General features: G+C 46.4%; 7 protein-coding genes. All 7 read right to left on the bottom strand.

Features of this window, described 5'->3' with window-relative positions; all coding sequences use genetic code 11:
* Window positions 1–47: 47 nt before the first annotated feature.
* The 7 genes from F8N35_RS04515 to F8N35_RS04485 all read right to left on the bottom strand — a co-directional run bounded on the left by F8N35_RS04515 (window position 48) and on the right by F8N35_RS04485 (window position 11,954).
* A complete protein-coding gene (locus F8N35_RS04515) occupies window positions 48–1,196 on the bottom strand; it encodes an iron-containing alcohol dehydrogenase (RefSeq protein ID WP_293050165.1) in 1,149 nt (382 codons plus the stop codon).
* An 80-nt stretch (window positions 1,197–1,276) separates the two neighbouring features.
* On the bottom strand, window positions 1,277–2,818 hold the full coding sequence (locus tag F8N35_RS04510; RefSeq protein WP_293050164.1) for a sodium:solute symporter: 1,542 nt from the start codon (window positions 2,816–2,818) through the stop codon (window positions 1,277–1,279).
* A gap of 148 nt (window positions 2,819–2,966) precedes the next feature.
* On the bottom strand, window positions 2,967–3,872 hold the full coding sequence (locus F8N35_RS04505; protein WP_293050163.1) for a dihydrodipicolinate synthase family protein: 906 nt from the start codon (window positions 3,870–3,872) through the stop codon (window positions 2,967–2,969).
* Window positions 3,873–3,981: 109 nt separating this feature from the next.
* Window positions 3,982–6,711 carry a glycoside hydrolase family 78 protein gene (locus F8N35_RS04500; protein ID WP_293050162.1) on the bottom strand — a complete coding sequence of 910 codons (2,730 nt, stop codon included), beginning with the start codon at window positions 6,709–6,711 and terminating at the stop codon, window positions 3,982–3,984.
* A gap of 223 nt (window positions 6,712–6,934) precedes the next feature.
* On the bottom strand, window positions 6,935–10,252 hold the full coding sequence (locus F8N35_RS04495; protein ID WP_293050161.1) for a glycosyl hydrolase family 65 protein: 3,318 nt from the start codon (window positions 10,250–10,252) through the stop codon (window positions 6,935–6,937).
* Between the two features lie 30 nt (window positions 10,253–10,282).
* Entirely contained in the window at window positions 10,283–11,203 is a 921-nt protein-coding gene (locus tag F8N35_RS04490) for a glycoside hydrolase family 43 protein (protein WP_293050160.1), read from the bottom strand.
* Window positions 11,204–11,243: 40 nt separating this feature from the next.
* On the bottom strand, window positions 11,244–11,954 hold the full coding sequence (locus tag F8N35_RS04485) for a hypothetical protein (protein WP_293050159.1): 711 nt from the start codon (window positions 11,952–11,954) through the stop codon (window positions 11,244–11,246).
* Between the last annotated feature and the right edge of the window lie 27 nt (window positions 11,955–11,981).

Genomic DNA, 11,981 nt, shown 5'->3' with positions numbered 1-11,981 from the left:
ATCTGCTGTTTCGCGATTTAACGATTATTCGATTCAACGATTACACGTTATAATAGTTTCGTATAAATTTCTATTGCATCCGCTTTGGTTACTTCACGCGGATTGTTCTTCAGCAATCGGGTTACGTTCATGGCAATATCGGCCAATTCTGACAAATCTTCTTTGCCAATACCAATCTCAGTCAAATGTTGCGGAATGCCGCATGCTTTTGATATAGCGGCAATTTTCTCGATACCTGCCAACGCAGTCGTTTCATCAGATGACTGTTGTTCAACTCCCAATGCCAGTGCAAGCTGTGCATGACGCTCAGGCGATGCTATCATATTGAAACGCAATACTTCCGGCATCAGTATAGCATTAGCCAGGCCGTGCGACACATGAAATTTACCACCCAAACCATACGACAAAGCATGGATAGCCGACGTATTCACCGGACCCAGACACAAACCACCGTACATGGAACCCAGCGACAGAGCGGCACGGGCTTCCATGTCCTTCCCGTTTTCGCAGGCACGTTGAAGGTTTGCTGCAATGAGTTCAATTCCTTTCAAAGCATACGTATCGACTGCCGGGTGGGCAAACTTATTGGTAAACGCCTCGATACAGTGAGAAAGAGCATCCATACCGGTTTCTGCGGTCAGTTTTGCCGGAAGAGAAACTGTCAGTGCCGGATCAATATAGCAGGCATCCGGAACAAGATACGGACTGATGATACCGCTTTTTGCCAACGTTGCTTCGTTAAGTAAAATGGCATTGGGCGACATTTCGCTACCGGTTCCTGAGGTGGTCGGCACGCAAATCAGTTTACGGTTACGGCCATTAAGAATCCCAATACCTACTACTTCCGCCAATTTTTGAGTATTCCCGGTAAGTGCAGCCAGCAATTTGGAACAATCCAAAACACTACCCCCTCCTACTCCGACTACGCAATCGGGATTGAACTTTTCCGAAATTGCCAGCAATGTATCGAACTGTGCAAAGGTAGGTTCTCCGGGAAAGTTATATTCCACCAATTCCACCTTTTTACCAGAGGATTTGATGGCTTCAACAGAAGGTGCCAGCGCCCCTAAAAGTGGAGTGGCAACCAACATTAATATTTGCTCGGATGATGTGATAAACCGGCATTCGGCCAGTTGTTGTATGCTATCTTCACCGAAAACAATGGTTCCCGGTTGTTGTAAAACTACAGAATTCATTAGAGAGTCGTTTATGCGTTGAATGTGTAATCGTTGAACCGAAACAACGTTTGAACGATTACACGTTTCAACATTGATATTTATTTTTTGCTTTTTATATACCCATAAATGGTCAGGTGTTCGTCTGCCGGTTCCGATTTGAAGAACAGGCTGGCAATGTAACCCACCACCAGCACGATGATGTGGCTATAAACACCCAACATATATTTGTGATGCGGGAAATTGAATTTCCCCAGATCGAGAATCGGCGTATCGTCTATTTTTGTCGTGGTCAAAACGGCATAGGCAGTAAACAAGATGCAAACTGCAATTCCGATGTACAAACCCTGCCAGTTGGCACGACGCGAGAGCAATCCCAAAAGGAAGATGCCCACAATACCGGCCGAGAAGATGGCATAAAGACCAAAGACAACTCCCAGCACGCCTTCGCCTTCCCAGGTAACGTAAAGATAAGCCACCGTCATCATTAGCACACCTGCCACCAACACTAAAATCCGACCCATCCGTAACTGTTGTTTGTCCGTACTGTTCGGTTTCAAACGGCGATAATAGTCGGCGATTCCAATGGCAGAGATACAGTTCAGATCGGATTGCAAACTGGCAAGTGCAGCTGCCACCAATGCCGCAAGTACCAAACCAACAGCACCTACCGGCAATTGCGTACTGATAAAGAGCGGGAATACCTTATCGGCCGAAATGCCTTCGGGTAACGTTGCCGTACCATTGTGATAGTAAACATACAGCAACGAGCCGATCAACATAAACAATGTCCAGACAGCCACGCTCATGACAACCCCGATCAAAGCCGCATGTTTCGCGTCCTTGTCGGATTTTGCAGCCAGATAACGTTGCACAATGGTTTGATCGGTACCATATTTTTGCAGTGCATAAAAGGCTCCGTTGACTACCATCACCCAAAAAGTGAGCTCGGAAAAGTTGAAATTGAACGGTCCGACATCAATTTTTCCCATTTGGAAAGCCTGACTCAAAGCCACAGTTGGTCCGCCTTCGGGACGGAACAAGAGGATGCCCAAGCAGAGCAATCCGCCGCCAATCAACAAGCCTCCCTGAATCACGTCCATCCAGATTACGGCTTCCATTCCGCCCAAAACCGTCAGGGTGATAATTGCGATGGAAAGCACCAGCATCACAGTCAGCACCGGGAAATGGGTGAAACTACTCAAGGCAATACTAACAAGATAAAGCACCGTTCCCATCTTCGAAAAGTGAGTCAGCAAAAACGCTACAGAACTGTACATGCGGGCAAATACGCCGAACCGACGTTCGAAATATTCGTACGTACTTAGCTTAATCGCTTTTCTGAACAATGGCACGATAAATCCGATCAGACCGACCAGTACCACCGGTACCATCAGGCCCTGTACCAGCAATATCCAGTTCGACTTATAAGCCGCTGCCGGATAAGCCAGAAATGTAACACTGCTCAAGAGCGTGGCAAAGATAGAGATACCGATCGCCCAGGAAGGAATGTTTTTGCTTCCTGAAAAATAACGATCCGAACTCTTCTGACGTCGTGCAAAATAAAATCCGGTGCCAATTGTAAATACCACCGAGGCAGCAACAATCAGTCCATCAATCCAATGAATAGGTTCCTGGTTCATTTAAGTTTAATTCTGACCTCTCCCCGACCCTCTCCCAAGGAGAGGGAGCCGGACTGTGCAATTAGCAATTTTAGCATACGCGGCTCTTTGATTCCTTCTCCTTGGGAGAAGGTGCCCGAAGGGCGGAAGAGGTCTTGATTTGATAATGTTATTTCAATTCTTTTTTTAATGCTTCGAAACTGTCGATAATCTGCTGATTACGTTCGGCAGAAAGTTCTGTCAACGGAGGCATCATCGTAGCACCGCAAATGCCCTCATGGCTCATCAACACCTTCAACGAAGCCAGCGATTCGCCCAACGTACGATCTTTTTGGTAAACTGTTCCCACTTTATCGGTCAGTTCCTGATAATGTTGTGTTGTTTTCCAGTCACCCGCTTTTGCTGCTTCCATCAGTTTACCATACAGTTCAGGCACGATGTTTCCGGTACTCGGCACCACACCGTCGGCGCCTAACTGCAAACTACCGAAGCTTTGTGCTCCCCAGCCGCAGAAATAGGCAAAATCGGCTCTATCCTTATATGTTACAATGCATTCTTTCATACGGTCGGCATCACGTTCCGAATCCTTCAAACCCCAGATATTCGGGTGATTGCTCAGTTTGGAAACCACGTCCAACGAAATAGACATCTGCGTGGTTGCTTTGATGTTGTACATCATCACCGGTCCTTTCACATTGTCGGCCAACTGAGTGTAGAAAGTCACCATCTGATCCGGCGTAAGGATGTAATACGACGGCAATGTAGCAACTACCACATCGGCGCCCAGTTCAATAAACTGATTACCCCGTTTGATCAGTTCGGCTACCTGATTGCCTACCAAGCCGGCATAAACGCACTGGCCAGGACTTTTTGCCTTGACAGCAGCCTCCACAAAACGAAGGCTTTCCTTCTCATCCACCGAACTTGATTCTCCGGTTGTACCTAATACCAACGGATGAATGCCATATTGGGCAAAACGTTTCATAATAACGGCAACAGCTTCCACATCTACCGTAAAGTCTTTTTTGAGCGGTGTAATCATCGGCACCACTACACCTGAAAATCTTTTTTGCATTGCTATATAATTTTATCTCTATGATGAGCTAATAAACAGTCTTTTATTCTTCAACTTTATCTGGGTCGAGCGAGCTCCAATTTTAAGCGACTTGGAAGTCGCTTCACCCTTACAACGTAGCCTCAATCTGCCATTTTCCCGAACCCAGTTCCACCGAATTGTCTTTTACAACCACAGCCTTGCCGTTGACACGTACTGAAGTCGCCGCAAAAGGCAACGTCACCGTCGAAGTTGTGTTGACCGGAATCGTCACTTTCAGATTGAATTGTTTTTCAGTCTTTGTCCAGACAACGGCCACCTTTCCGTACAATGTTTCTGTAGAAGCCGAAACGTTTTTCAAATCGCCAACCGGTGTCGGTTGCAACAGAATATGCTTGAAACCGGGTTGCTTTTCGTCGTAGCGGATACCGACCAGTGTTTTGAAGAACCACTCTTCGATCTGTCCCATCATAAAATGGTTCCACGAATTGCCTTTGCGCGGATCCCACTGTTCAGTCAGCGTGGTTAGTCCATATTTCAACTGAAAACCGTAACCCGGAGCATCATAGTGATTGACCATTTTGTACATCAGTTCGTTCTGTCCATTATCGGCCAATGTTTGGAAAAGGTAACGGTTGCCCACATCACCGGTTGTCAGGCGATCGCCATGCCAGGCAATGTCGTCGGTAAGGTTTTTCAAAACAGCCTGACGGTATTGCGGTTCCACCAAATCGAGATATAAAGAGACAGAATTGGCAAACTGACTACCGATATCATATTGCTTAGTTGCCTTGTTGAAAAAACGGTCATTATAAGCTTTCTTGATGTCGCGCATTAACTGTCCGTATTTCAACGTATCCTGAGCAATTCCCAACATTGCGGCAGCTTTAGCCACCAACATTGCCGAGAGATAATAATGCGATGTGGCAGAGATGGCAATAGAACTGTTCTGAGAATATCCTGCCGGTTTCACCCCGTAATCGTACCAGTCGCCCAAGCCATGCGACAGAATATGCCCGTTAGCTTTTGTGCCGAGATAGTCGACGTAGCGCGTCATCACGGAGTAATATTTCCGAATCAACGAATTGTCGCCATAATGCTGGTAATACATCCACGGCACCACGATGGAGGCACAGCCCCACTCGGGCGAATCGGTAAAATCACCGCCGAAAAAGACATATTCGGGACAAATGCTTGGTACCAACCCGTCGGCATGCTGCGCATCGCTCATATCCCGCAAAATTTTGGGAAACATGGTCGACATGTCGTAGTTCATCAACAAACCGGGACCGTTGAGATGTAACTCTTCTATCCATCCCAGCTTTTCGCGCTGCGGACAATCGGTCATCACGCCCTGAAAATTGCTCTTGATGGCATTGTTAATCAGCCAGTGTGTCTTATTGAAAATATCGTTCGAGCAATCGAAAGTGCCCACTTCGGCTGCCGAAGAGTAGACAAAATTCGATTGGATGTCTGTAATCAACGGCATCGTGCTCCTTGCCGGAGAGGTCAGCACATCAGCACCTTCCACCTGAATGTATTGGTAACCATAATAGCTGAACATCGGTTGCCATTCTTCCTCTCCGTCGCCTTTGAGCGTGTACTGAAAATAGTACGGTGCTCCGGTACGTTTCTGGCTCACCTTTCCATCCTTTTCGAGCGATTCGCCCACCCACAGGCGAACGGTTTGTCCTTTTTTTCCACGTATTTTTATTGACGGAAAACCCGACAGATTTTGTCCCATATCGAGCACATAGACCGAATCGGATAGATGCTTCAACTCCTTGATTCCGTATTGCTTGTTGACCTGAACAGGAGGTGCTGTCTGAGCCGTAAGCTTACCTTCCGAAGCCTCCTGTAACACAACACTGCGCCATTGAGAATCATTGAAACCGGCAGCATTCCAGCCTGGTTGTTCCAGATTGGCATCATAATCCTCGCCGCCATAAATACTGTTGAACGTGATGGGACCCGGAGTATATTTCCAGCTTTTGTCGGAACGAATTATCTCTTTTTTGCCATCGGCATATTCCACCACCATCTTAAAAAACAAGGTCGGAGGTCCGTAAGTGCGCCATAACTTGCTGTAACGGGTGCTAATGGCATTGTAAAAACCATTGCCAAGAACTACTCCAATCGCGTTTTTTCCTTTTTCAATTCGATCGGAAACATCATAGGTATTGTAATAGACCGTTTTGGAATAGTCGCTCCAAAGCGGTGCAAACTCACTGTCCCCTACTTTTTTTCCATTGATAGAAAGCTGATAATGACCCAATCCGCAAACATAAACCGTTACCTTTTTTACAGTAGTTTTTGCTTTAAAATCTTTCCGGAGCAGAATGCTGCGCAATGCCATGCTGTCGATATTTTTCAGCATAGCCACATTGGCCTGCGATTTGAAAGATGGAACGTGATAACTCTTGCCGATCGGCAAATGGGAGTCGGCTTTGGTCACTGCACCGATCCATTGCGCATCGAGAAAATCATCTGCAGGAGCTATCGAAAAATGTGCAGGAAAGCTCCATGCAGAGGCTTTGCCCTTGGCATCCCACACACGAACTTTCCAACTGTATGTTTTTCCTTTCTCAAGCAAAGATTTACCGGCATAACCGATCAATTGACTGACATCCGATTTCACTTTACCGCTTTGCCAAACAACGGTTTTATTCGATTCGGCGGTAACAACCAATTCATAGGCCTTCTGCCGATCGCCATTGACAACCGACTGCAACTGCCATCCGAAACGAGGGGTCGTGGTGGTAACTGCAAGCGGATTGACTGCCATCTCACAAGTCGTGTTGGAGATGGTAATAGCGGAAACTGTTCCCGGGACCAACAAACCGAACGTCAGCAAAAACATGAACAATAAAAATCGCTTGCCATGTTCCGACCTCTCCCCTGCCCCTCTCCCAAGGAGAGGGGTAAAAAATCTGCTTAACAAAAGACTTATCCTGTTTTTGCAAAAGCGTTCCTCCTCTCCTCCGGGAGAGGAGGTTAGGTCAGACGATAAATATCTGACTCCGACACGAAGTCGTCGTGAGAGGAGAGGTCTGAAGTTAAAATTGCAACGCATTTGCTTATGTCTATTGTTTGTAAATAAGTTTTTCTAAAGTCGGTCTTGATGCCACTTTTTCGCCATTGACAAATAACATCAATCCTTTACCAAGATTGTATTTGCCCCCTGTTTTGTCCCAAACAATAGTGAGCGTTTTACCATGATATGGCACGTTGTCGAGACAGAACCAGTCCCACTGTTTTGCCGGAACCAGCGGATTGATCTCAATCGTTTCGTCGGCACGGGGACGGAGACCTACCAGTCCGGTAATAATCAAATCGTTGAATGTAGAGTGGTTGTAATAACGGCTTCGTTCCTGATCGCCTTTCAACCAGTAACCGGTCACTTCGTCAAGGTATTCGCCCACATAAGGACGACCACGGTAGTGCATGCTCTCCACATATTGATTGATCAGAGCAAAGTAAACGCTGTCGCTCACCACATTGGCATCGTAATTGTTTTTTGCGTTGGCAAGTGCTGTCAACGTTTGCGAAGTAGCGAAAGGCCATACGGCACCATCCCACTCGCATTTGCCCACACCGTGCGTACGGAACTGCGGATGACGGCGCTCGGCGGTAGTCAAACCGAAAGGAGCAGAAAAGCCCTTCGCATCGGTCAACTGTTTCCAGACAACTTCAAAGCCTTTACCTTTATCGGGCAAATTGAAATACCAGGGAAGGAATCCGACCGCTTCACGAGCCTGAGCCAGTTTGCCCGGTTCGCGCAGTGTTTCGAAGAAGAGCGAATCTTTGTTCCAAAGCTGTGTTTGAACCAACTGTTTCAACGTATCGGCTTTCAGAAGGTAGCTCTTTTCTGTCGCTTTATCGCCTTTCAAATCGGCAATAGCCGCCAGTGCCTGAGCGTTGCCGAACATATAACTGTTGATGGTAGGACGGGCATACTTCTTTTTACGGCCACCACTGATGGTTTCTTCCATGCCGTCCTGCACATCGCCCTGCCAGTACAATCCGCTTGGCAAGCGATGATCGCCTTCCCATGCGGCATAATCGGCCTGCAAGTCGGGATACATATCCAGCAAAAAGTTTTTGTCTCCATCCACCAAATATTTATTGTACAACGCATTCCCAGTCCAACTGCTGAAACTACGCAATTTACGCATCGGCTTGCCTTCGTTACCTCGATACCATACATGAATGTCGTCATCCAGGTATTTGCTGTCGCGCAACCAGCGGGCTTCGTAGATGTGATGCCCCAGTGCACTGCTAATCAAATTGTATTTGTCGGCATACGTTCTTGGTACCAAAAATTCGGTAAAAGCGTAACCAACAGGCGTTTTCTCGATATGCTTGCGCAATGTCCACCAACGGTAGTAGAACATCTCTTCGATGTTTTGTTGCGGACATTGAAACAAGGGAACATTCTTCTTCATCCAGCTCCATGACTCGGAATTTGGAATTGCCTGCGCAATGTTCTCATCCTCCATCGTGTTGAAATTATCCACGTAGTGTTTAAAATCATCGGCTTTCAACACGGCAGCCGAGCTATCGTCATCCTGACCGGAGGTTTTGAAGTTTTCCAAATAATAAACCGCTTCTTTGTCGGAAGCGCCGGGATTAGCAAGATCGGTAAAGCGATCGGCAGGAGTATTGGGCGTTGGCTCAATGGGCAATTCGCCGGTGCGGAACACGATGCGCGAAACAGCCTCAACCGGATTGAAGAAGATGCGGGTAGCAATCTCTTTGCCGTTTACCACCATTTTATAGCTACGAGTGGTTACATCCAGCATCACTTTGACATGATAGGTTTCGCCGGCTTTATATTTCAAAATACCGGAATAACGTGCTCCACTCTTCGACTTGAAGACGCTGTCTTTGTCGAACGTCAAACGAATGCAAGCCTCCCCTTTCGGATTTTGAAATTCGATATCGAGCTGGCCGTTTCCGTTCTGACCGGGAACCACTGTAAATTCGGCCGTCAGTTTCTTTGATTCGGGAACGACCCGTTCCACTTTTGCATAATCAAACGGATCGCTATCTTTCAGCGTCAGCCAGCGTTTGCCGTCTGCACGTTTTTCGAGACTTACCGGAGCTTGCAACGGACTGTATATATTCCATTTCGTCATCTCCTGAATGGAGTTAAAACGATCGAAAACGTCGTCGGCCTGTGCAGTTGCCTTGCCCGTTACGGGAACAGGTATGTGCGAAATCCACAGATCTTCCTTGTTCATACTGTAGGTCACCCACAGATTCTTGTCGGGCGGCGTACCATTGCCTTCGAGGATGCCGCGCACATACTGCGGTCCCAGATTTTTGTAGGCTCCACCGTAACGCATCGGGGTAATATCGCCATGCACAAGAAGCAAGTCTTTGTATTCCAAGCCATCATCACTGGTGGAAATGGCTAGTGGCCAGCGGTATTCCGAGGGATTGTAAACCGTAGCATAACGGCCGTCGGAGGTACGTTGTCCCCAAATTTTAGCATTGCTGTTCACAAAGCCCTTGCCACGCTGCGGCATTACCGGCCAGGTTTTTCCACCGTCGGGACTGATGGTTGTCAACGCGAATTTCCACAAGCCAACCACACGTCCATCAGGCAAATGATAGAAATTAAATGCCTTATAATCTTTTTTAATCGGAATCAACGGATCGTTGCGGTCAGCCTCCTCGTTCCACTGCTGCATCATCAGCGGATTGGCCAGCAACTCGTTACAAGCAGCCACAAAGCCTTTATCTTTGCTTTTGGTATAAAACGGATACGAGGTGTTGCTCTCGTTGAAAGCATGGTTGTAACGGATAAAGTAGATGGGGCCGAATTTGCCGTTAGGCAATACTTCCCGCACCACCCGACCGATGCCGTTACCATCGTTAGGATCGTCTTTGGCATCAAACGCAATGCCGTAGAAACCAAGAACAAGCAGACGATTTTTCGTCGATACATAAAAGCCCATGCGTTGGTGCATCACGGCCATCAAATCTTTGGCCACGCCCGGAAAATTAGGTTTGGTTGTACCGTCAGGCACTTTGTATTCGGGAAACACAACTATAGGCGATGACCAGTTGTAGCCATCCTGCGAAGTCATCAGCAAGGTACGCCCCGGAGCTACGTGTTCGCCCACGGGATTGGACAAATATTCCATGTAAAACCGGTTATTCCAGTAGCAAAGCATCGGTTGGTGATTGTATGTCCAGCCCAGGGCTTCATTGTTGCCCGGATGTTCGCGGTTTACCCGCAACACCTGGATATTGTGCACCCCTATAGCCGGAGCCAGTTGTCCGTGGTGGTAGTCGGAATTCGACAAGGTTTTGCCGGTGTAATAAACACCTTCTTGTGCAGATGCCGTCAAAGCCACTAAAACCGCTATAACGGATATAAAATTTTTCATCATGGTTCGTATCGTATGATATCTTAGTCAAATTTATTTATTCAGATTCTTAAGCAATTGATCGTAAAACTTCGCGGACACTTTGAAGATCGTCCCATGCTTATGTCCCTGTGGCAAAGATACTTCATTTGTGGCATCAGTGAACGATTTGAAGTCGCGGGTTTTTACTGCACCGTACCTTTTGTCCTTGTAAAACTCGAAATAGATCAGGTAATCGTCGCCTACTTTTGTTACAGTCGGTCCTTCGGTGAAATGAGGCGTAATGGCAGCCGACGGTGTTGTAAACGGACCCAAAGGCGACTTGGCAAACGCTACTTTTACATCGCGTTCCGGACGGGTGTTATCCTTGAGAATCAACACATAATCTTTCGGAGCCCGTTTCAGTAACACACAGTCGATTACACTGAATTTCGGATCGAGAAACAGTTTTGTTTTGGAGAAAGTCTTGAAATCCTTAGTGGTGCAGTAATACATCCGGTGGTTGTTGTCCTCGGCTTCCTGCCCTTTCTCAAAGCGGTAAGGAATAGTGGATGCCCACATAATGATAAACTGCTTGTGTACATCATCGTAGAAAACCTCCGGAGCCCAGGTATTTACCGTAGTCGGTTCGTACTTCATCACTTCAATGTATTTCGATGGTGTCCAGTGAATCAAATCTTTGGAACTGGCATAACCGAAGCCCTTATCTTTCGTCCAGCTGCTGGTCCAGACCATATAGAACGTACCGTCAGGTCCCTGACAAACAGAAGGATCGCGCATGATTTTGTCGGTACCAACGCCCGGCGTATTGAACGGTCCACCCAGCGATTGCCAGTGGTAGCCATCGGTACTACCGGCCAACAACAGGCCGTCTTGTTGCGGTTCGCGAAATGTGGCAAAGAGATAGGCCTCCTGTGCGTTACAAGGCAGCAAAACTAAAAAATTGATAACCAACAACAAATAAATTTTCTTCATTGTGTTACTCTCTTATATTGTAATTTGATTTCGACGTTTTCTATAAAGTAACCCCTGCAACAAAAAAGGCTTTTCCTGCTTGCGGATTACAACCTATAACTCCGTAAAAAGGAATCGTAATGTCATCGTTTACCTTTACATCTTTCGAAACTTTCAATCCCAGATTAATGACAGAAAAACCTTTATTTCCATAAACATGCGGACTATCGAATAACGACATACCACAAAATACATTGGCATTCGAACAAATCGGATAACCCAGTTCAACATAAGTCGAATAAGCATTGTTTCCGTTTTTGTCTTTATCATTCCCATAAAACATGGTGTTTATTGAAACGGCTAAAGGGAACGGCTTCTGACCCGTGTAAGCAACTGTACCTTCAAGAATATGATCAGTTTGTGAATTGCTATAATTAAAATAATTCTTGTCAAAAAACCAGTTATCATCTGTTAGCGTTATCGAGAAAGCCTTTGATAATTCTATAGTTTCAGAAAAATCAATCTCTTTCAATCCTCCGGCAAAAGAGGTAGATCCCCAAACACTGGTCGTCGAACGACCGGTGACATAAGCAATTGTCGGTTGAATGTTCGGAGAACCTCCTTTCGATGCCTCCTGATCCAAGCCTCTCCAAATGTATGAACTAACAATATCGGCCGTAAAATTAAAACCTTCCTTCAATTTTGCATCCTGCGCATTGATCAATGAGAAAAAATTAAAAACGAGCAGGGATAAAAAAAATAATCTCTTCATGCTAAATACTATGTATGTAAAACCACA

This window comes from Paludibacter sp., from assembly GCF_009712605.1.
Lineage (GTDB): Bacteria > Bacteroidota > Bacteroidia > Bacteroidales > Paludibacteraceae > Microbacter.
The sequence above is the reverse complement of the archived record's forward strand: the minus strand, read 5'-3'. Positions and strand labels throughout refer to the sequence as shown.

What these genes read in the sequence shown, in the direction of transcription:
- F8N35_RS04515 (WP_293050165.1), bottom strand. Translation starts at nt 1,196, where the DNA reads ATGAATTCTGTAGTTTTACAACAACCGGGAACCATTGTTTTCGGTGAA.
- F8N35_RS04510 (WP_293050164.1), bottom strand. Translation starts at nt 2,818, where the DNA reads ATGAACCAGGAACCTATTCATTGGATTGATGGACTGATTGTTGCTGCC.
- F8N35_RS04505 (WP_293050163.1), bottom strand. Translation starts at nt 3,872, where the DNA reads ATGCAAAAAAGATTTTCAGGTGTAGTGGTGCCGATGATTACACCGCTC.
- F8N35_RS04500 (WP_293050162.1), bottom strand. Translation starts at nt 6,711, where the DNA reads ATGTTTTTGCTGACGTTCGGTTTGTTGGTCCCGGGAACAGTTTCCGCT.
- F8N35_RS04495 (WP_293050161.1), bottom strand. Translation starts at nt 10,252, where the DNA reads ATGATGAAAAATTTTATATCCGTTATAGCGGTTTTAGTGGCTTTGACG.
- F8N35_RS04490 (WP_293050160.1), bottom strand. Translation starts at nt 11,203, where the DNA reads ATGAAGAAAATTTATTTGTTGTTGGTTATCAATTTTTTAGTTTTGCTG.
- F8N35_RS04485 (WP_293050159.1), bottom strand. Translation starts at nt 11,954, where the DNA reads ATGAAGAGATTATTTTTTTTATCCCTGCTCGTTTTTAATTTTTTCTCA.